Annotated in this window: 19 protein-coding genes; 15 read left to right on the plus strand and 4 right to left on the minus strand. The window is 62.6% G+C overall.

The genetic code is table 11. The annotated features are described in order from the left end of the window. Positions 1-205: 205 nt before the first annotated feature. From ACVOLS_RS19290 to ACVOLS_RS19305, 4 genes are all read left to right on the plus strand, one after another. On the plus strand, positions 206-532 hold the full coding sequence (locus ACVOLS_RS19290) for a metalloregulator ArsR/SmtB family transcription factor (protein WP_313169299.1): 327 nt from the start codon (positions 206-208) through the stop codon (positions 530-532). Positions 533-549: 17 nt separating this feature from the next. Next, positions 550-1,938 (plus strand): DUF2867 domain-containing protein, encoded by a 1,389-nt coding sequence (locus tag ACVOLS_RS19295; protein WP_481546966.1) that lies wholly within the window; start codon positions 550-552, stop codon positions 1,936-1,938. 104 nt (positions 1,939-2,042) lie between these two features. Then, complete coding sequence (locus tag ACVOLS_RS19300; protein ID WP_481546967.1) at positions 2,043-2,444, plus strand: OsmC family protein; 402 nt, start codon at positions 2,043-2,045, stop codon at positions 2,442-2,444. Positions 2,445-2,450: 6 nt separating this feature from the next. Beyond that, on the plus strand, positions 2,451-2,699 hold the full coding sequence (locus tag ACVOLS_RS19305; RefSeq protein ID WP_481546968.1) for a hypothetical protein: 249 nt from the start codon (positions 2,451-2,453) through the stop codon (positions 2,697-2,699). A gap of 104 nt (positions 2,700-2,803) precedes the next feature. Here the strand turns inward: ACVOLS_RS19305 and ACVOLS_RS19310 are convergent, their stop codons facing one another. Beyond that, positions 2,804-3,595 (minus strand): DUF4349 domain-containing protein, encoded by a 792-nt coding sequence (locus tag ACVOLS_RS19310; RefSeq protein ID WP_481546969.1) that lies wholly within the window; start codon positions 3,593-3,595, stop codon positions 2,804-2,806. Between the two features lie 279 nt (positions 3,596-3,874). On the opposite strand from ACVOLS_RS19310, the gene ACVOLS_RS19315 reads away from it, so the two are divergent. From ACVOLS_RS19315 to ACVOLS_RS19360, 10 genes are all read left to right on the plus strand, one after another. Next, a complete protein-coding gene (locus tag ACVOLS_RS19315) occupies positions 3,875-5,677 on the plus strand; it encodes a DUF885 domain-containing protein (RefSeq protein WP_481546970.1) in 1,803 nt (600 codons plus the stop codon). Positions 5,678-5,944: 267 nt separating this feature from the next. Then, positions 5,945-6,376, plus strand: a complete 432-nt coding sequence (locus tag ACVOLS_RS19320; RefSeq protein WP_481546971.1) for a PH domain-containing protein — start codon at positions 5,945-5,947, stop codon at positions 6,374-6,376. Between the two features lie 131 nt (positions 6,377-6,507). Beyond that, on the plus strand, positions 6,508-6,906 hold the full coding sequence (locus ACVOLS_RS19325) for a nuclear transport factor 2 family protein (RefSeq protein ID WP_481546972.1): 399 nt from the start codon (positions 6,508-6,510) through the stop codon (positions 6,904-6,906). 39 nt (positions 6,907-6,945) lie between these two features. Beyond that, entirely contained in the window at positions 6,946-7,362 is a 417-nt protein-coding gene (locus ACVOLS_RS19330; RefSeq protein WP_481546973.1) for a GNAT family N-acetyltransferase, read from the plus strand. Between the two features lie 43 nt (positions 7,363-7,405). After that, on the plus strand, positions 7,406-7,870 hold the full coding sequence (locus ACVOLS_RS19335; protein WP_481546974.1) for a GNAT family N-acetyltransferase: 465 nt from the start codon (positions 7,406-7,408) through the stop codon (positions 7,868-7,870). 90 nt (positions 7,871-7,960) lie between these two features. After that, a complete protein-coding gene (locus ACVOLS_RS19340) occupies positions 7,961-8,299 on the plus strand; it encodes a tRNA-binding protein (RefSeq protein ID WP_481546975.1) in 339 nt (112 codons plus the stop codon). A 131-nt stretch (positions 8,300-8,430) separates the two neighbouring features. Next, a complete protein-coding gene (locus tag ACVOLS_RS19345) occupies positions 8,431-9,012 on the plus strand; it encodes a TMEM175 family protein (RefSeq protein ID WP_481546976.1) in 582 nt (193 codons plus the stop codon). Positions 9,013-9,156: 144 nt separating this feature from the next. After that, entirely contained in the window at positions 9,157-9,612 is a 456-nt protein-coding gene (locus ACVOLS_RS19350) for an iron chaperone (RefSeq protein WP_481546977.1), read from the plus strand. Positions 9,613-9,664: 52 nt separating this feature from the next. Next, positions 9,665-10,162 carry a hypothetical protein gene (locus ACVOLS_RS19355; protein WP_481546978.1) on the plus strand — a complete coding sequence of 166 codons (498 nt, stop codon included), beginning with the start codon at positions 9,665-9,667 and terminating at the stop codon, positions 10,160-10,162. 22 nt (positions 10,163-10,184) lie between these two features. Next, entirely contained in the window at positions 10,185-10,481 is a 297-nt protein-coding gene (locus ACVOLS_RS19360) for a hypothetical protein (RefSeq protein WP_481546979.1), read from the plus strand. Positions 10,482-10,705: 224 nt separating this feature from the next. Here the strand turns inward: ACVOLS_RS19360 and ACVOLS_RS19365 are convergent, their stop codons facing one another. The 3 genes from ACVOLS_RS19365 to ACVOLS_RS19375 form a co-directional block, all read right to left on the minus strand. Further along, entirely contained in the window at positions 10,706-12,538 is a 1,833-nt protein-coding gene (locus ACVOLS_RS19365; RefSeq protein ID WP_481546980.1) for an ABC transporter ATP-binding protein, read from the minus strand. A gap of 353 nt (positions 12,539-12,891) precedes the next feature. Beyond that, positions 12,892-17,610 (minus strand): autotransporter outer membrane beta-barrel domain-containing protein, encoded by a 4,719-nt coding sequence (locus tag ACVOLS_RS19370; protein WP_481546981.1) that lies wholly within the window; start codon positions 17,608-17,610, stop codon positions 12,892-12,894. A gap of 497 nt (positions 17,611-18,107) precedes the next feature. Beyond that, positions 18,108-19,685, minus strand: a complete 1,578-nt coding sequence (locus tag ACVOLS_RS19375) for a serine hydrolase (RefSeq protein ID WP_481546982.1) — start codon at positions 19,683-19,685, stop codon at positions 18,108-18,110. Positions 19,686-19,787: 102 nt separating this feature from the next. On the opposite strand from ACVOLS_RS19375, the gene ACVOLS_RS19380 reads away from it, so the two are divergent. Beyond that, on the plus strand, positions 19,788-20,216 hold the full coding sequence (locus tag ACVOLS_RS19380; RefSeq protein ID WP_481546983.1) for a VOC family protein: 429 nt from the start codon (positions 19,788-19,790) through the stop codon (positions 20,214-20,216). Positions 20,217-20,301 lie beyond the last annotated feature (85 nt).

The raw sequence follows: 20,301 nt of genomic DNA on the forward strand, positions 1-20,301 counted from the left end.
CCCCCCCCCCCCCCCCCCCCCCCCCCCCCCCCCCGCCCCCCCCCCCCCCCCCCAACCCCCCCCCCCCGCGCCCCCCCCCCCGCCCCCCACCCCGCCCCCCCCCCCCCCCCCCCCCCCCCCCCCCCCCCCCACTACAGGCACCTTGCTTGACATGCCCCGGCAATCAGGCGCTTAATTAATTAACGAATTAGTTAATTACTTACAAATGCCCGCCGATCAGATCTTCGAAGCCCTTGCCTCACGCCCGCGCCGGGAGATCCTGGCCTATCTGTCGGCGCAGGAACTCACCGCAGGCGAGATTGGCCAGCGTTTCGAGATGAGCGCGCCGGCCATCTCGCGCCACCTGTCGGTTCTCACCGCCGCCGGGCTGGTCACCAGCGAGCGTCGCGGCCAATTCGTTTTCTACCGGCTTACCCCGGACAACATGGTCAACACCTTGAGCCGCTTCGCCTTCGAGGTCTGCCCAACGGCCGGGCCGCTGCAGCGCGAATCACGTCGCAATGCCAAGACCAAGGCAAAACCCGCCAGCTGACTACCACGAGGCATCGCATGGAACGCAGTCGCACTCCCAACGAAAGCAGCTTTCCGCATGTCTCGATCACTGCCAGTGATGGCAGCCGTGCCGCGGAAGTCACACTACTGACCCAGCTCGATGTAGGTGCTGGTGATGCAGTCGCAACAGCGGCAGGTGCACGCCAAGCCCAGCATGCGCATTTCAACGATGCGCTGGATGAGCCTTCGACGCGGATTTCAGCCCCCAACCTGGCGGCCGGCGACAACGCCGCGCTCTACACGTTCTCGGTGGGTCGCAATGGTCATCCATTCCATCGTCATGCTGCACCGCGTGTGTTCACCGCGATCAGCGGCAGCGGCGGCGTGCGCCTGCGCTTCATCGCCGCCGGTTCGGCCTGCGACACGCCGCAGGATATCCAGCAGGCCCTGCGCCACGTCGAGATTCCCGCCGATTGTCTGTTCACCGTGCGCATGGCCGCCAACACCTGGCACCAGTTTGAGCCGCTGCGCGGCAATGGCAGGCATCCAGCCTTGTTCGCGGTTTCCTGCCATCCGGACGAAACCGCAGGCGCGCTGGGTCCCACACTGCAGGCACAGGTCATGCGCGGCGAGGCCGACCTCGCCAGTCTCACTGAACTGATGCCGGCAGCACTGCAGCAGCACACACAACAGGCGCAGGTGTGGACCAGCGTACTCAGCTTCGATCCGCTGCCCCGGCAAGCCCGGGCTTGTGCGCTTCTGCGCCGCCACGCCGGGCAGCTGCGCCAACTGCTGGTGCAACGCCGCCCGCGCAGCGGCACTACATCGCACAAGCTCCCCACCCTGCGAGCGCAAAGCACACATCAACTGCCGCCGAATTCACTGTTGGCCAAGCAACTGGCGAGTTACCACCATCAGGATCACGTGGATGTTCAGATCGATCAACGCTGGCTTGTCGGTAGCAATCCGGAACAACTACTGGCAGCGTTGCTCACCGCCTTTATCCAGCAACCCGCAGGCAGCGTCAGCGGCCTGATGCGGCTGCGGAACCTGGTGGCGCGGCCGTTGCGACTGCGCACCTCCTCACTGGGCTGCCCGGTATCGTCGCTGTTGAGCGATGCACCGACACAACGCTTTGCCCAGCGCTTCCCGGTGCTGGCCATGTCCAGCAGTACCAACGCGGCGCAGGTGCTGCTCGGTGCCGATGATCGTCACCTTCAGTTCCGCTCCAGCGTCAGCGTGCAGCGCGAAGGCGAACGGATCACCTTCAGCCTCTCCACCCGCGTGTACTGCCGCAATCCCTTCGGACACCTGTACATGGCCGCGGTGGACCCGGTGCATCGCCACTTCATCGCGCCGAAGATGCTGAAGACCGCGGTCAATTGCCTGCTTGAGGAAGCCGCGACGGCCCACCAAGCAGGCACCGCGGCCATCGTGACGATGTGAACCGCGGCATCGTTCAGCCGATAGGACGATGCAGGCAGTAAACGGTGACTACCCGAGTCGCCTGTATCGCAGTAGTTTGACGGTTCGTTCCGAAGGAGGCTGTCATGGCCCACGTCACCATTGAATCAACTGCAAGCAACTACGCCCATCGCATCAGCAACGGCGTCCACAGTCTTGTTGCCGATGAGCCAGCCCGGTTGGGTGGGCAGGACGCGGGCATGGCGCCCTTCGATCTGTACCTGGCATCGCTGGCAGCTTGCACTGCGATTACCTTGCGGATGTATGCAGAGAAAAAAGGTTGGGAGCTGGGTGAGTTCAACGCCGATCTCACATCCAGCCGCGATGAAGCCGGTAAACTGCAGGTGCACCGCATTCTTTCCGCTACCGGCGCGTTGACTGGCGAACAATGGGAACGACTACTCGACGTAGCCACCCGCACACCGGTCACCAAGGTGATGAGCGAAGGTGCAACCATCACCAGCGAACACCGCGCCCTGAAGAGTTGATACGCCATGTTTACGATTGTTGTGATCTGGGATGCAGAAAACGCCGAAGTGACGCAGTGGGATGAAACCCCGTGGGTCGCTACTTTCAAGGATCGCGAAGTGTCTTTACGGGCGGGGCCACGCGAACGTGTGGATGCCAACGGCGTCAGCAGCCAGGTGGCGGTCTATCTGCCCGATGAGTTCAACGAGGAAGAGTTCCAGGACCTGTTCGCCGCGCATGAGAAGCGCATTCCGGAGCTGCATCTGCATGGTTGATGCTTGATGTGGAATGTGGAATGTGGGAGTGGCGTCAGCCGCGAAGCTGACGCCGTTTCAGATCATCAGCTTCGCGGCTTACGCCGCTCCCACAAAGCCAATGATTACTTCTTTTTGCGGCGGCGCCACCACAGACGAAGCAGCCATGCCATGAAGCCACCAACCAGAATCAACGGCAGCAGGCCTGCGACGATGCGGATCACATAGGCCACGCTGGTGGTGAAGATCTCACCGAAATCGCCAAACGCCCGGCCAATCTCACTGCGGTTGCGCTGGCTGTTGGTCGATTCGATGTTGATGGTCACCAGTTGGGTATCGATGCGGCGGTGCTGCTGTGCCGAATCACGATTGGCCTGCTGCAGGCCCGCTTCGATCTCCGACAGGCGCTGCGAAATGGTCAGCAAATCCGCCACCGCCAGATCCTTGCGCTGCTGATACTCGAGCAGGCGCTCATGCTCGGCCTTCAAGCGGTCCTGCATCAACTGGGTATCGGCGACCTGCTGGGCCAAGTCCTCGGCCTCGGTGTTGCGGGTGGTTACCTCGCCCTTGTCGCTGGCCAATGCGATCAACGGCTCCACGCCCTTGGGCGCAACCCGCACCTTGATCGAACCGCGGGGCGTATCGCCGCCCTGCTGGGACACGTTGAGCACCGCGCAGTCGCCGAACTTCGCGCTCTGGCAAGCATCGGATACAGCCTTCACCCTGGGTGCGATGTCCTTGCCCGGCAACTGCAGCTGCACCGTGTGCTCATAGGCCAGGAATGCGCCTTCCGGTGACTGCACCGCGTCAGCCGCCACTGCCGCGCTTTCGGCCGACATATCGTGTTTGGCGCAGCCAGTGAGCGCCAGCAGCGCGCCCAATGCCAAGGCCAAGGTACTTCCGTGCAATTGCTTCATGCTTCCATGTTCCAGGTGGTTTCGTGGCGGCAGCATAGCGACATAGCTGAATACGAAGGCTAAAAATTTGTGTAGAGCGACGAAGCCCGGGTAAGCGCAGCGCACGGAGGGCTTTGTTCGCCGCGCGGACCGGGTCCCCGGATGCGCTGCGCTTACCCGGCTGCAGAGTGGCCGCTTCCGCAAACCGCCCATTTCGGCAAGCCGCCACCAACCAACGGCATGTGCGCCGCCTGCCCAGTCCGCCTATGCTCGGGGATTCCCTCAGTAACAGGATCACTGATGCGCAAGCACCTGCTCGCCGCCGCCCTGCTCGCCAGCCTCGCCGGCTGCCAGAGTGGTGACGCCCCGACCGCTCCGTCCGCCACCACCGAGCAGGCCGGGCAGGCCCAGGCCGACGCCCAGTTCGCCGAACTGTCGAAGAAGGCGTTGGACACCTGGATGCAGCTGTCCCCGGTCAGCGCCACCCAGATCGGTGATCACCGCTACGACAGCCAGCTCGATGACCTCAGCGCCGCTGGCCAGCAGAAGAGCCTGGACGCCAGCAAGGCCCTGCTCGCCGAGCTGGACAAGCTCGACGTCAGCAAGCTCGGCCGCGAGAACCAGGTGGACGCCGCGATCCTGCGCAACCAGCTGCAGTCGGACATCTGGTCCAACGAAACCATGCAGTCGTGGAAGTGGGACCCGCAGGTCTATAACGGCCTGGCCGGCAGCGCCATCTACGGCCTGATGGCACGCGAATTCGCGCCGCTGCCGGAGCGCCTGAAGTCGGCTACCGCGCGCATCGAACTGATCCCGCAGATCTTCGCCGCCGCGCGCGCCAACCTCGACCCGGCACGCGTGCCGAAGATCCACGCCGAAACCGTCGCCAAGCAGAATCGCGGCATCCTCAGCCTGGTTGAAACCTTCATCGTGCCCAACATCGGCCAGCTCGAAGCCGCCGACCAGGAACGCCTGAAGGCCGCCATCGCCACGCTGACCAGCGCTGTCGAAGAACAGCAGACCTGGCTGGACAAGACCCTGGTGCCGAATGCCAAGGGTGAGTTCCGCATTGGTGCGGAGAAGTACGACCAGAAGCTGAAGTTCTCGCTGAACTCCTCGCTGTCGCGTGCCGAGATCGGCGAACGTGCCCGCGCCGAGCTGAGCCGCGTGCGCAAGGACATGTACGGCATCGCCCAGGTGGTGTTGAAGGACAAGCCGGGCGCACCGGAAATGCCGGCCAACCCGACCGATGACCAGCAGCAGAAGGCAATCGAAGCCGCGCTGGAACTGGCCTATGCCGATAAGCCGGCCCGCGACAAGGTCGTGGACGACGCCAAGGCTGCGCTGGACCAGTCCACCGAATTCGTGCGCAAGCATGACCTGATGACCCTGCCCGACGCACCGGTCGACATCATCCTGATGCCGGAATTCCAGCGTGGCGTGGCCGTGGCCTATTGCGACTCGCCGGGCCCGTTGGACAAGAACCTGAAGACCTTCTACGCGGTCTCGCCGATTCCGGACGACTGGAACGATAAGCAGGTCGATTCCTTCCTGCGCGAATACAACAGCCGCATGATCCACCTGCTGTCCATCCACGAAGGCACGCCGGGCCACTACCTGGAAGGCTGGCACTCGGGCAAGTTCCCGTCGACGCTGCGCGCGGTGCTGCGTTCGGGCCTGTTTGCCGAAGGCTGGGCGGTCTACACCGAGCGCATGATGCAGGAACAGGGTTACCTGGATAACGACCCGCTGTTCCACCTGGTGCAGCTGAAGTTCTACCTGCGCACCATTGCCAACGCCATCCTCGACCAAGGTGTGCACGTGGACAACTGGAGCCGCGAGCAGGCCATGCAGCTGATGACCCACGACGCGTTCCAGCAGGAAAGCGAAGCCTCGGGCAAGTGGGTGCGCGCGCAGCTCACCTCCGCCCAGCTGCCGACCTACTTCGTCGGTGCGCAGGAGCACTTCGACACCCGCAAGGCAGTGCAGGAAAAGCAGGGTGCCAACTTCAACCTGAAGGCCTACCACGACCAGATGCTGTCCTACGGTGCACCGCCGGTGCGTTTCGCACGCCAGCTGATGCTGGAACAGCCGATCGAATAAGGCCGGCCGAGTTGTCTACTGAAAAGCCCGGGCATCGCCCGGGCTTTTTTTTGCATTTGCCCCTGTAGTGCCGAGCCATGCTCGGCTGAAGCATTACCGGTAAAGCCCCATGCCGAGCATGGCTCGGCACTACAGGTGCTCACCTTGCAGGAGCGGCGCCCGCACTTCGAACAGGCGTGCATTCCGGCCTATTGCCGTGATCCACACGCCGCCTACAATTCCGCCTGCGCTGCAGAACAACTCACCATCACGGAGGACGGCTTCAACATGGAAACAAATGCAATCCTGGCCTGGACGCTGGTATCGGAATGCCCGATTCCGCAGGACGTGAACGATATCCTCGTGAGCGGTGAGACCGCCGTGGCGGCTTACAAAACTTTCCGTGATTCAGCGGTGTTCACCAACAAACGGTTGATCGTGCGCGATGCACAGGGCATCACCGGCAAGAAAGTGGAGATCTATTCACTGCCCTACTCCTCGATTTACATGTGGTCTTCGGAGAACGGCCACGGCCTGTTCAACTTCAACTCCGAGATCGAACTCTGGACCAAGGCCGGTCACATCAAGGTCAACCTCAACAAGGGGCTGGATGTTCGCCGTCTGGACAAGTTGATCGCTCAGGCCGTGCTGGGCGGCACCGCGCCGCCAGCCACTGGCACGGCTCAAGCGGTGCCCGGCAATCCACCACCATTGCCGTAACCGAGCGCCAGGCAGGCCGTTCCCAGCAGCGGCACCATCAGATCCGTGCCGCCCTTTGCAAGCGGAACCACCCTGCCCCGCACCGTTGCGACCGATGCAATTCCAGCCATACCGCGCATTCTGGAGCCCACATGACACGCCAACGCGAACACTACCTCCAGCTGGCCCATGCCGTACTCGACTGGAACCGCCGGCATCTCAATCGCGATTCCGTGCTGACCGAAGCACGGATCGGCGAGTGCTTCGCCGGTCAGTTCATTGTCGAGCCGAATGGTCGCCGCTACGAAGCCAATCCTGCCAACTACCTCGATTTCCTCAACGGCATGAAAGCGGGCATGGAAGGCATCGACTATGAGATCGACCATGCCCTCGTGGACGGCGCATCAGTCGCGTTCTCGATGCGCGCGCGGATCAGCTACGCTGACGGGCGCCGCGAGCTGTTCCGCGCCATGCTGCTGATGCGGTTCAACGAAGCCGGCAAGGTCATCCTCTGGCACGAGGTCTACGTGCCCATAGCCTTGCCCGCCTGAAGCGGCGACGCACAGCCAGCCCAGAATCCGGATGCAACGATGAGCGAACCCAACTACACCATCAACCACGGCATCCCTTCCGTGGACACCTACCGGCATCTGCGCCAGGCCAGTGGACTCAGTGCCAAGACGGTGGAGGCCGCCAGTCGCGGCCTGCCCAATTCGCTGTTCGCCGTGCAGATCACCCATGCCGGCGAAACCGTGGCGATGGGCCGAGTGATCGGCGACGGCGGCACGTTCTACCAGGTGGTCGACATCGCGGTACTGCCTGCGCATCAGGGCCGTGGTCTCGGCAAGAAGGTGATGCTGGAAATCCAGGCGTACATCGAACGTGAGGTGCCGGCTTCGGCCTACGTCAGCCTGCTGGCGGATGGCCAAGCCTATCGTCTTTACCAACAGTACGGTTTCACCCTGACCGCACCTGCCAGCGTCGGCATGGCACTCAAGAAAGCATGATTTCCAATACCCGCATCACCACCCGCACATCAACGGAAAAGGAATGAATATACGGCCGCTCAACCCGAACGATGTGGATGCCGCGAGCAGGCTTTGCATGGCGGCGTTCATGGATTCGGTTGCCTCCACGCTCACTGGCGAAGGCGTCGCGACGTTCCGCAAGCTTGCCGCTGCGGAAGCGTTTGCTTCCCGCATCAGCGAGGACAACCTGATGTGGTTGGCGGAAGTTTCCGGGCAACCCGCCGGCCTCATCGAGCTGAAGCAGGGGCGACATATCGCAATACTGTTCATCAGCCCCGAACTGCAGCGCCGCGGCATCGGCCGCCGCCTGCTTGCCGAAGCCATCAAGCACGCCCGCTCGGACATGCTGACCGTGAGCGCCTCCTTGCCTTCGGTGCCCGCCTACCTCGGCTACGGATTCCATTGCAGCGGCGAGGTAAGCGAATCGATGGGAATCATCTACCAGCCGATGGAACTTTGGCTGGACCGCGTCACCACAGGCGACTGAGTTTGGCTATCGCGCTGCGGGTTCTGGAGATCAGCCGGTATCGCGCCAGCCCCAACCACTCCAATGACATCAAGCTCCCGAGCAACCACCATGCAGACCATCGATTGGAACGACTTCAGCAAGGTTGAACTTCGCGTAGGCCGCGTCATCGCCGCCGAGCCTTTCACTGCCGCCCGCAAACCCGCTTACATCCTGCAGGTGGATTTCGGCGCGGAGATCGGCACCCGCAAATCCAGCGCACAGATCACCGCGCTATACAGCGCCGAACAGCTGGTCGGGCGGCTGGTGGTGGCAGTGCTCAACTTCCCTCCGAAGCAAATCGGCCCACTGATGTCCGAATGCCTGGTGACCGGATTTCACGACGCTGAGGGTCGGGTCAGCCTATGCATGCCCGAACATGAGGTACCGCTGGGCACTCGCATGCTATAGGTCCTGCAAACGGTCCAGCCCGCCCTGCAGACTGGACGGCCGCCAAGCTGCAAGCCCGACACACGGCCTCAACAGCGCTTCGTGCTAGCGTTCTGCACCGAATTCCTCGGCGATGCATGCAGGAGACAGCAATGGGCAAAGGCCGACTTGAAGCCTTCAGTGACGGCGTACTGGCCATCATCATCACCATCATGGTGTTGGAGATGCGGCCACCGGAGGGCGCCACGCTGGACGCGCTACGGCCGTTGCTGACCACCCTGCTCAGCTACCTGTTGAGCTTCGTCTACGTCGGCATCTACTGGAACAACCACCATCATCTGCTGCAGGCCTGCCAGAAGGTGACCGGCAGCGTGCTGTGGGCCAACCTTCATCTGCTGTTCTGGCTGTCGCTGCTGCCGTTCGCCACCCACTGGATGGATGATTTCAACAAGCAGCCACTGCCGACCGCGCTCTACGGCTGCATCCTGTTGGCAGCGGCCATCGCCTATTGGATCCTGCAGCGCCGCATCGTCGCTGCCGACGGCGAGAACTCGCGCCTGCGGCATGCGCTGGGCAATGACTGGAAAGGCAAGTTGTCACCACTGCTCTACACCAGCGGTGTCGCCCTGAGCTTCGTCAACGCGCATCTTGCGCAGCTGCTATATGCCGCCGCTGCCCTGCTCTGGCTGATCCCCGACCAACGCATTGAACGCGAGCTGGGCCAAGGCAGCTGAGCAGCCAGCGACTGACCTGCAGACAGTGTCACCCGCTGCCGTTTCCTGCTTCAGCGTAGGCGTCTCATCTGCACCCACGCTTTACATTTGCGAGCACCGCTTGGGTTAAAAAGCGCTATCCAGCAGATCTTTACAGGAGCTTCGATGGCCGCGTCCAAATCCACCGGGTTCACCGCAGAAGAACAGGCCGCCATGAAGGAGCGTGCGCGCGAGCTCAAGGCCGAGGCCAAGGCCGGCAAGTTGAAGGCTGACGGCGAGGCCGAACTCCTCGCCAAGGTCGCCGAGATGCCCGCAGCCGAGCAACAGATGGCACGACGCCTGCATGCCATCGTCACCACCACTGCGCCTTCGCTTAGCCCCAAGACCTGGTACGGCATGCCCGCCTATGCGCGCGACGGCAAGGTCGTGCTGTTCTTCCAGGGGGCGAGCAAGTTCGGCGCACGCTATTCCACGCTGGGTTTCAACGACACGGCGATGCTGGATGACGGGCCGATGTGGGCCACAGCCTATGCCCTGGTGGAGCTCACCCCTGAGGTCGAGAAGAAGATCACCGCACTGGTCAAGAAGGCCATGCGCAAGCGCGACAGCAGCCTGCAATAGGCAAAGCGCGGATCTGCAGCTATCGTGTCCTGCCCCCGCAGCGATAGACCGTATGTCTTTCTGGACCTGGCTGTTCCCACGCACGCAAGCTGTATTCGCCAGCCCGCTTCCACGCGAGCAGGCCGTGCAGGCACTGCGTGCCGCCACCGCGCGAGGCAACCTGACCGCCACCGGAAGCATCGCAGGCTCGATAAGCGACAAGCGCGTACATCTTTATCACCGGACGGTGATGCGGAATTCTTTCAAGCCACACTTCCGCGGCAGCCTGCACCCAACCACGCAGGGCTCCGAGCTGCGCGGCGCGTATGCGTTGCCGCCGTTGGTTGTCGTCTTCATGTTTTTCTGGCTTGGTTTCTGCGTACTGTGGACCGCGGTGGCCGCACTGCAGGTGGGCAGGTTTGACCTGATGCTCCTGCCTGCGGTACTGCCGGGCCTGCTGATGCCTTGCTTCGGCATTGGCTTGCTGCGGTTGGGGCACCATTTGTCCAGCGATGACCCGACGATCGTGTCACGGGTGATCCGACGAGCCTTGCAGTCTCCTTCTGCCTGACCCCAACCGCGAGGGTTCCCACTTGTCCAACCACGACGACACCGCACTGGAATTGCAAAAGCTGCAGTTCGAAGTGATGCAGCAGTTGGAAGTCATTGCCGATGACATCAAGGCCGGGCGACTGGGCGCCGATGAAGGTTCGGCCATGGCCAAAGCCGTCATTGCGGCCAGCGAACAGCAGCGTGTTGCCATGTTCAACGCCGCGATCAGTGCAAACCAACGCCAGCGCAGACGCGCTTGGCTATTCGCGCTGATGGTCGTCGTCGCCATCGCAGTGGCGCTGGCCGGCCTGTTGCTGGCGCGCATGGCCGCAGCCTGAGCATGTAGTGCCGAGCCATGCTCGGCAGGGGCGTCACCAGCCAGCCTGTAAGCCGCGAAGCCACAACTGCAGCAAACCGCGAAAAGCTTACCAATCCCCAACCCTCCCCTTCGCTGCGCGAAAGGGAGGGAGCGTAGTGCCGAGCCATGCTCGGCAAGGGGCTTTCCCGGTAAGGCCTAAGCAGAGCATGGCTCGGCACTACAGCAGGCCCGCTACCGTCGGCATCAGCCCTCGGCGGCCACAAAGCCGCCGGTCTGCCGCGCCCACAGCCGTGCATACAACCCACCTGCGGCAACCAACTCGGCATGTGTGCCGGTCTCAACGATGCGCCCCTGATCCATCACCACCAGCCGGTCCATGCGCGCGATGGTCGACAGACGATGGGCAATGGCGATCACGGTCTTGTCGCCCATCAGCTCGTCCAGACTGTCCTGGATCGCTGCTTCCACTTCCGAATCCAAGGCCGAAGTCGCTTCATCGAGGATCAGGATCGGCGCGTCCTTCAACAACACCCGGGCGATGGCGATGCGCTGGCGCTGCCCGCCGGAAAGCTTCACTCCGCGCTCGCCAACATGTGCGTCATAGCCCTGCCGGCCCTGCCCGTCCACCAGTGAATCGATGAAGCCTTCGGCACGGGCCTTGGCCACGGCGGCGCGCAGCTGCTCCTCACTGGCATCCGGCCGACCGTACAACAGGTTGTCGCGGATCGAACGATGCAGCAGCGAGGTGTCCTGGGTAACCACGCCAATCTGTGCACGCAGGCTGTCCTGGGTGACGTGGGCGATATCCTGGCCGTCAATCAGTATCCTGCCGCTCTCCAGGTCGTACAGCCGCAGCAGCACATTGACCAGGGTGGACTTGCCCGCGCCCGAAGGCCCGACCAGGCCGATCTTCTCGCCCGGCTTCACCGCCAGATTCAAGCCGGCCATCACGCCGCCGCGCTTGCCGTAGTGGAAGTGCACGTTCTGGAAGTCCACCGCACCAGCAGTGACCACCAACGGCTTGGCATCGACCGCGTCCTGCACGGTCAGCGGTTGGGCGATGGTTTCCATGCCGTCCTGCACCGTGCCGATGTCCTCGAAGATGCCGTTGATGGTCCACATGATCCAACCGGACATGTTGTGGATGCGGATCACCAGGCCAGTAGCGAGCGTGATTGCGCCGACGCTGATCAGGCTGTCCTGCCATAGCCACAAAGCCAGCGCGCAGGTGCCGACGATCAGGAAACCATTGAGGACGGCGATCACCATCTCCAAGCCGGTGGTGATCCGGGTCTGCGCGCGGTGCTTCTCAGCAAGCTCCTGGATGGCTTCAGCGACGTAGCGCTGCTCGTGGCCGCTGTGCGCGAACAGCTTGAGTGTGGCGATATTGGTATAGCCATCGACGATGCGCCCCATCGCCCGCGAACGTGCATCGGAGGCAATCCAGGCGCGGTGTTTCATGCGCGGCACGAAGTACACGCCGATGCCGACATAAGCCAACAGCCAGATCGCCAGCGGCAACATCAAACGCCAATCGGCCTGCGCGAACAGGTAGAGCGCGGTACCGGTGTAGACCACGATGTACCACAACGAATCCACCATCTGCACCGCAGACTCGCGCAGCGAGGTGCCGGTCTGCATCACCCGGTTGGCGACGCTACCAGCGAAATCATTCTGGAAGAAACTCAGGCTCTGCCGCACCACATGGTTGTGCATCAGCCAACGCGAACGGTTGCTCAGCCCCGGCACGATCGACTGGTTGACCAGCAGGTTGTGCAAGGCCACCAACACCGGCCGCGCCAGCAGGGTAATGGCGGCCATCCACAGCAGCTCGCTGGCATGGCGCTGGAAGAAACCCGGACCCGCGCTGTCAGCCAGCATATCGACGATACGACCGAGGAAATCGAACATCGCCACTTCCACCAGGGCCAGCAACAGGCCAGCGATCAGCGTCGCCAACAGCACCGGCCAGACCGGGCGCAAGTAATGCAGGTAGAAACGGACCACGCCGCGCGGCGGCGTGCGGGTATCCAGCGGCGGAAAAACGGGAATCAGGGATTCGAACCAGCGCAGCATCGCCACGGCCTGTAAAACCAGAACAGGCCGCGATTGTCCCATCGCGGCCTGTGTTGTGTCTGTCTAGGTGATGTATGGCTGTGCGAGCGGCAAACAATTACCGGGGTGTGGAGCGGCGTCAGCCGCCCAGCCGATGCCACGTCCGCCCCCTGATCTGCTGCACTCTGATGGTTCAGTTGCTTCGCGGCTGACGCCGCTCCCACAACCTCGACGGCAGGCTTACGCTGCCAGCAGCCGGAAGTCGAAGCATTCCATCATCGCCCCCTTGCAGCACGGCGGATGGACTTGTTGGACGTAAACCGTACCGGCAGCTGCGGAAGGATCCCTCTCCCACCGCAACTGCCAGCCAAGCATCACCAGCCCAGCTTCAAGCCGATCTGGCCACCCACGTCACGATGGCTTTCGCCACCACGCTGGTAACCCACTTGGCCCCAACCGCTCCAGCCCTTGCCCAGCTCCATCTGCACGCCCGCCTTGGCTTCATACACGCTGCCTGGCAAGTCATGGTTGAGGCGCTCCTGGTCCATCATTACGCTGGCACTTGCCCCGCCCGACCACCAGTTGATCGCCACGAAAGGCTGCACACGGTTGTGCTCGTTGCCAAGCTCGTGACCGTACAAGCGTGCACCCACGCGCGTGGTGGTATCACGCAGCCTGCGGTTGCGCACCAGCGTACCGTTGGCCTCACGCACATCACCGCTGCTGAAGCCGGTATGGATCACCTGCACCTGCGGTTCGAGGTAGACACCATGGCGCTTGCCGGCATGCAGCTGGAACGCACGGCCGGTTTCCAGCGACAGCGACCAGGAGCGCGCGTCGTACTGCTCACGCCCCAGATAGCTGCCCTTGACCGTGTTGTCGAAGCGCGCGTACTGCGCGACCACGTCCACGTACGCACCAGGTGCGCCATCAGCCTGCTGGAACCACGTTCCGTACAGGCCCGCCATGCTGCCCTTCACCGTACCGGTGGCGCGGTGACGGGAAACAAGTGACATGGCCTCGGTCGTCGCGCGGCCATAACCACCCGTCACACCGATATGGACACGGCCCTCACCCACGGCAAGCCGCTTCTCCGCACCCAACTGGACAACATCGGTCTGCACGCGCAGATCGATCTGGCCACTGACAACTCCCGCATCCAGCGTACTGGTCTGGGTGCGCGCCCACACGGCATGGCCGTGATCGTCGGTGTTGCCAGCATTGAGATGCTGCTCGCCGACACGGTCGTGCATGGTGCTGCGGAACATCCGCAGTGCCGCGATCTGGTTGCCCAGATAAGCACCCGGCTCCGGCCGCAGGACCGGCGCCGGCGGAACCACTACACCCGGGTCTACCGGCGGCAACGGATCTACCGGATCTACCGGATCTACCGGATCGACTGGATCAACTGGATCAACCGGGTCGACTGGGTCGACTGGATCGACTGGATCCATCGGGTCTACCGGATCGACCGGGTCAACTGGATCGACTGGATCGACCGGATCAACCGGATCGACTGGATCGACTGGATCGACTGGATCGACCGGGTCTACCGGGTCTACCGGATCAACTGGATCAACTGGATCGACCGGGTCTACCGGATCGACTGGATCGACTGGATCAACCGGATCAACCGGATCAACCGGCGGCAACTCCGAGCGCAGATACCAACCACCATCATCCGGCGTATCGCGACCGCCCTGGTACAACCAGTATTCGTACAACCCGGCCACCGCACGGCCCTGCATCTCGAACACGCCCTGCGATGCGCCATTCACCGCGATCAACTGAATGCCGTTCTGGGTCACGCCACCGGCGCCACCGACATTGTTCACCTGCAGCCAGCTGTGACCGCTGGTATCACCTTCGACCACCATCCGGTCGGTCAGCGAATCGTCGCCGCCCAGCACGGTGTTCATCTGCAACACGCCGCCATTGCCGACGTAATCGCCATGCACGGTCAAGACCGTACCCGGCACCGCCTCGGCTCCGCCAAACGCGACCGTACCGGCGTTATCCAGACTCGCGATACTCTGGTTGTAGCCGCCCAGCTGCAACTGCGCACCGTCAGCTACCAGATGGTGCGAGGCCGCGCTGAGCGCACCGGCCGAACCGGCCCGCAACGTGCCAGCCAGCACCGAGGTGGCGCCACGATAGTCGTTCTGCGCCAGCAGCGTGGTCACGCCATCGGCCAGCGAATTGAGCGCCAGCGAACCAGTGAGCTTCGGCGCGAACGCGGTCACATCGGTGTGATTGAAATTGACCACGGCCACGCCATCGCCGCCTTCGACCACGATGGCGTCCAGCAAACCAGCCATGCCACCGTTGCCGATGTTCAAGGTGCCACTGGAACCCTCTGCTGCGGCCAGCAGCAGGTTGTCAGCAGCAACCTCGCCGCCCTCGGCGACGGTCAACACACCATCACCCGCAACACCCACGTTCAAACGTCCCGCATTGCTCCAGGTTGCATCTTCACCGGTTACGTTCGCGATGCCTTCGCTACCGGCGAGGTGACCCAGCGTTGCGCTGCCACTGCTGACCGCACCACCGGCTGCGACGTCGAGCATGCCCTTGCCAGCTTCACCGATGGAGAGGCTGCCAGTGGTTTCCCAGCGGGCATCTGCACCGGACACCGTTGCGTTGCCTTCAGCGCCCGCGAACATGCCCAACCAGGCATCACCATTGCTTACCGTGCCGCCGGCGCCAACGTTGAGCGCACCCTTGCCGCGGCCACCAACACCAAGGTTGCTGCCTGCATTGAAGCGCGCATCTGCTCCAGCAACCGTGACCACGCCTTCGCCAGAGGCGAATTGCCCCAACAACACATTGCCACTGTTGATGGTGCCGCCAGGGCCGATGTCCACCTGGCCCTGGCCGGCTTCGCCCACGGTCAGGTTGCCGGCATTGGTCCACTGTGCATCCGCGCCGGAAAGCGTCACGCTGCCCTGGCCACCAGCGAGCTTGCCCACTGTGCCGAAAGCACTGTGGACCCTACCGTCCTCGGCGATGCTCAATTCGCCCATGCCCAGCGCGCCGACCGTCAGCCCGCCGTCAGCATGCAGCTCGCCAGCATTGGATACATCAACACGGCCCACACCCGAGGCCGCATTGCCGAGAATGATCTGACCGCCTGCCGACACACCGCCTGCGTCAGCAACCTGCAACTGGCCCAGGCCAGCTTCGCCGACAACAAGATTGCCTGCATTTTCCCAGCGTGCATCAGCACCGGACACCGTCGCGTTGCCTTCAGAACCCGCGAACATGCCCAACCAGGCATCACCATTGCTTACCGTGCCACCAGCACCAATGTTGAGCGCACCCTTGCCGCGGCCGCCAATGCCAAGGTTGCTGCCCGCATTCAAACGCGCAGCCCTAAAGACTTTGATCGTGCCGTTGCCATCAGCGAGCTGCCCCAGCAATACGTTGCCACTGCTGACATTCGCGCCCATACGGACAGTCAAAGTACCGCTACCAGCTTCGCCCACGGTCAGGTTGCCAGCGTTGGTCCACCTCCCACCCGTACCAGAGACAATGGCAGTGCCAACGCCGGAACCCGCCTTTCCCAAGGTGGTCGATCCAGTTTCAACACTGCCCTTGTCGACGTCCAACAAACCAGTGCCAAGCTGACCTATGGTCAATCCGTCAGAACTCAGGCCACCGCCATCCATGACGTACAGCTCGCCGCTGCCGCGCTCGCCAACAATCAGGTTTCCCGCATTGTTCCAATCCGAACCTTCACCAACAACACCGACCAGGCCGGAGCCACCTTCATACGCTCCCAGACTGGTGGATTCGCTGCTGAGCGCACTACCACCGAACAGATAGATGCGGCCATGACCATACAAGCCCACCGTCAGCTTTTCGCCTGCGATCATGCTGCTGCCGTCATACAGAAAGCTGTAGCCGGTGCCGAATCTTCCCACAATGATCTGCCGCCCCGCCAACACGCTTGCACCCTTATCAAGCTCCAGTACGCCGGTACCACCATCGCCGACGAACAGGCTATCGGTATTGCTCCAGCTGGTGCCTTGGCCGGAAACAGTAACGTTTCCACTCCCGCCGTAAATCCCTCCTACGCTGCCTCGCCCACTGGTTACAGCCGCAGCAGCATCCAGGTGAAGTTCTCCCGTCCCGCTTGCGCCGACGGTCAGCTGGCCGCCAACACTCAATTGGCCGCCGCTTGATACCTTCACGCTGCCGTCGCCGCCAAGCCGCTCTCCAACAATAAGGTCATTGCCGACCGACACATGCCCGAGCTCGGAAACGTTAACCACACCAACGTTTTCCCTGCCGACAGTGAGATCACCGTTACTACGCCACTCCGAACCGCTGCCGGCAACGTTCATCTCGCCATATGCGGCGTTGCCCACGCGCGATGCCAGAGCCGAGGCATTCCCCAGTATCACCTTGCCGCCGTCTTCGATGGTCAGTCGACCAAAGCTCTCAGAACCGACCATCATCCAGGCACCATCCATATTCCAGAGGCTACCCTGGCCACTTACGAGAACCTCGCCATATCCCCCGTGGAAAGATCCGATGTAGGCATATGTTCCGTTCTGAACGGTACCTCCATCGGCGATGGTCAGCGCACCTTCGGCAGTGGAGCCAACTATCAGACCTGTAGCGGACCTGAGCTCTGAGCCAACTCCCGTAACTGTCACCTCACCACGCGTTTCTATCGGCAATTGTTTCCAGTTCTGCCCAATATGAAACCCCGCAGTGGACACAGTCTCACTTGAGAACTTCGCCCCATTGGAAACGGTCAAACTACCGACACCATAATCGCCAACAGTAACGTTGCTATAGGCTCCCCGCGCAGACGCACCTGACAGAACATAGTCAGAGTTGAGATGCAGATCAAACAGCGTCAATGGAGAATAGCGATGACTTTCCCACGCAGATCCATCTGACTGATCATAGTCAGAGTCTATTGCCAGGCCGTACGCCATCGGCGGGCAGGCGATACTGCCGACAACAGCTGCAGCGATCATGCCTACACTGCGCGTCCTACGCCCACGCCGCGGCGCCAGCTCGGATGCCACCGTGCACTGGCCGGTTTGGGGATTGCGGATAATGCGGAAGATTCGATTCATGCATGCGCCACTGAAGGAAAGTGCGCGGATGATCAGCGGCCTGCGGTCGCGCTTACATCAGACAAGTCTCAAATCTGAAACTAGCTGATTTTTCGCCCGGAAAACGCCCATTATTTCCGCCAAACTGAACTACCGCTTCAGTCTTCAAACGGTGCTGACTGCTTTTCTATTGGCCCGCGCGCAGCCCGTACCGGCAAAAAGCCGCTGTGCTACGCCTGCAGCATTGATTCCAATCAATGAAGATTCTGTTTCGTCGGCTTGGCTGGCAGTAGGCGCCCGCAGTGCCACTCATGCCATTGGCGCGACGATTCAATAGTTTTCGTCGCCACGTCAGGGGTTACGTGAGGCCTGATAAAAGAAGACCGGCGATGAGAGTCATCGCCGGTCTTCTGCAGTACCAAGGTCATGCATGTGCAGCAGGAGCAGCTTTCGCCGCCGTGGTTGAAGCGAACGGATGATCTATCTGCTTCGCGGCTCACGCCGCTCCCACAAACCCGTCAATCCGCCTTTGGCTTCAGCAGCAGGTCCTGGAAGTCGAAGCTGAAATCGGTCAGCGAGGACACGGCCTGCATCCGCACCTCCCGTACCTTGCCGTCCGGATCCAGGCTGAAGTTGACGAAAGCATCGGCGTTGAGCGAGCGGTTGTCCCAGCGCACGATGAAAGTGTCGTGCTGCCAGTGCTCCATCGTGCCGACCAGATCGGCCGTTGCACCGAAGCGCAGGCGTAGCTTGCCGCCCTGCTGCTCGACGAACACATCGCCGTACCAAGCATCGCCATAAGTGCCGGCATATTTGGCCAGCGGCAGCGACGGCTTGCTCTTGGCGTCACGTGCCGCCACATGCTTGTCCCAGCCTTCGTCAGCGTTGTCCTGCGCCTTGGCCACGCCAGCGGCATACGCAGCCACCCAATCATTGCCCTGCGCGCCGAGCATGGCATCGAGCACGCTCATGGTGATCGCGTTGAAGGCGGCGCCGGATTCCTGGTTGGTCAGCACCACCACGCCCAGATTCTGCTCGGGCACCAGGGTCAGACGCGACACCTGGCCCGGCCAGCCGCCGGTATGCCATACCAGTTTCTGACCACGGTAATCGCTCAGGCTCCAGCCTTCGCCATAACCGGCGAAGTTCGGCCGTGTCGGCGCCAGCTCGGGCACTGACGGCTTTGGCACTACCTGCGGAATCTGCATCTGCCACATCTGCTGCTGGGTCTTCTCGGTGAACAACGGGGTGCCATCGGCGAGCTTGCCTTCGGCCAGCTGCACGTTCATCCACTTGGCCAGGTCATGCACGCTGGAATAGATGCCACCGGCGCCAGCGTTGTTGGACCAGGTCAGCGGCGGCACCGGGCGCAGGTCCTTGAAGTCGAACTTGGCGTGGCCAACGGCAGCCTTGTCACCTGGCTGCAGATGATCGGCGTTGTAGCGGGTCTCGCTCATGCCAACCTTGTTGAAGATGCGCTGCTGCAGGAAATCGGCGAACGACTGCCCGGACACCTTTTCGATCACCTGCTGGGCAACCGCGTACAGGATGTTGTCGTAGGCGTAGCGGTCACGGAAGCCGTTCTTCAGCGGCACCTGCGCCAGCCGCGCGACTACTTCGGCGTTGCTGTAACGGGTGGTCGGCCAGAACAGCAGGTCGCCTGCGCCCAGGCTCAGCCCGCTGCGGTGCGAGAGCAGGTCGCGGATACGCATTTCGCCAGTGACGTAGGGATCGGACATGCGGAACGACGGCAGGTGATCGACCACGCGGTCGTCCATCTTCAGCTTGCCCTCCTCCGCCAGCAGATTCAGCGAGGTGGCAGTGAAGGCCTTGGTATTGGAGGCGATGGCGAACAGCGTATCGGCCTGCACCGGCTCGGGCTTGCCCAGTTCACGCAGGCCCCAGCCGCGCTCCAGGATCACCTTGCCATCCTTGACCACGGCCACGGCCACACCCGGCACATCGAACTGCTGGCGCACGCGCTCGACCGTGGCATCCAGCTGCTGCAGCTCCGTTGGCACTGCCTCCTGTGCGGAAGCCATCGGTGCCACCACGCCCATCGCGAGCACCAGCCCGCCACCCAACCAACTATTCAATGCGCTCTCCCTTGGTGTCGATGCCGGTACCAGGCCGGTCTTCTCGCGATGGTAACGCGAGCGCGCCCACCCTCGCCTTTCCGCAACTGCCGACCCGCACCCATGGACCTCGCCGCCCGCACCACCGCCACCATCATTCCCTGCCTGCGCTACCGTGATGCGCCGGCCGCCATCGAGTGGTTGTGCACGGCCTTTGGCTTCCAGCGCCATGCGGTGTACCAGGATGGCGATGTGGTTCACCACGCGCAGCTGGTGTTCGGCAACGGCATGATCATGCTCGGATCGGTGCAACCCGGCGAATGGGGCAGCAACATGATCCAACCCGACGAGGTGGGCGGCATGGAGACACAGAGCGCCTGCGTGATCGTCAGCGATGCCGATGCACATTACGCGCAGGCCAAGGCCGCCGGTGCCGAGATCGTCATTGACATCACCGACCAGGACTACGGCGGCCGCGGCTATGCCTGCCGCGATCCGGAGGGTCACCTGTGGTGGTTCGGCAGCTACGACCCGTGGGCGGCAAGCGTGTAGTGCCGAGCCATGCTCGGCAGAGGCATTACACGTAGCGGTTGGGATTAGGGGTAGAGCCCCAGCCGAGCATGGCCCGGCACTACCT

The sequence above is a fragment of the Stenotrophomonas sp. STEN038 genome (assembly GCF_056759895.1).

Bases quoted from the DNA above. Each gene is read 5' to 3' on its own strand.
- ACVOLS_RS19310 (WP_481546969.1), bottom strand. From the start codon at position 3,595: ATGAAGCAATTGCACGGAAGTACCTTGGCCTTGGCATTGGGCGCGCTG.
- ACVOLS_RS19315 (WP_481546970.1), top strand. From the start codon at position 3,875: ATGCGCAAGCACCTGCTCGCCGCCGCCCTGCTCGCCAGCCTCGCCGGC.
- ACVOLS_RS19330 (WP_481546973.1), top strand. From the start codon at position 6,946: ATGAGCGAACCCAACTACACCATCAACCACGGCATCCCTTCCGTGGAC.
- ACVOLS_RS19305 (WP_481546968.1), top strand. From the start codon at position 2,451: ATGTTTACGATTGTTGTGATCTGGGATGCAGAAAACGCCGAAGTGACG.
- ACVOLS_RS19340 (WP_481546975.1), top strand. From the start codon at position 7,961: ATGCAGACCATCGATTGGAACGACTTCAGCAAGGTTGAACTTCGCGTA.
- ACVOLS_RS19365 (WP_481546980.1), bottom strand. From the start codon at position 12,538: ATGCTGCGCTGGTTCGAATCCCTGATTCCCGTTTTTCCGCCGCTGGAT.
- ACVOLS_RS19295 (WP_481546966.1), top strand. From the start codon at position 550: ATGGAACGCAGTCGCACTCCCAACGAAAGCAGCTTTCCGCATGTCTCG.
- ACVOLS_RS19335 (WP_481546974.1), top strand. From the start codon at position 7,406: ATGAATATACGGCCGCTCAACCCGAACGATGTGGATGCCGCGAGCAGG.
- ACVOLS_RS19355 (WP_481546978.1), top strand. From the start codon at position 9,665: ATGTCTTTCTGGACCTGGCTGTTCCCACGCACGCAAGCTGTATTCGCC.
- ACVOLS_RS19380 (WP_481546983.1), top strand. From the start codon at position 19,788: ATGGACCTCGCCGCCCGCACCACCGCCACCATCATTCCCTGCCTGCGC.
- ACVOLS_RS19290 (WP_313169299.1), top strand. From the start codon at position 206: ATGCCCGCCGATCAGATCTTCGAAGCCCTTGCCTCACGCCCGCGCCGG.
- ACVOLS_RS19370 (WP_481546981.1), bottom strand. From the start codon at position 17,610: ATGAATCGAATCTTCCGCATTATCCGCAATCCCCAAACCGGCCAGTGC.
- ACVOLS_RS19325 (WP_481546972.1), top strand. From the start codon at position 6,508: ATGACACGCCAACGCGAACACTACCTCCAGCTGGCCCATGCCGTACTC.
- ACVOLS_RS19300 (WP_481546967.1), top strand. From the start codon at position 2,043: ATGGCCCACGTCACCATTGAATCAACTGCAAGCAACTACGCCCATCGC.
- ACVOLS_RS19320 (WP_481546971.1), top strand. From the start codon at position 5,945: ATGGAAACAAATGCAATCCTGGCCTGGACGCTGGTATCGGAATGCCCG.
- ACVOLS_RS19350 (WP_481546977.1), top strand. From the start codon at position 9,157: ATGGCCGCGTCCAAATCCACCGGGTTCACCGCAGAAGAACAGGCCGCC.
- ACVOLS_RS19345 (WP_481546976.1), top strand. From the start codon at position 8,431: ATGGGCAAAGGCCGACTTGAAGCCTTCAGTGACGGCGTACTGGCCATC.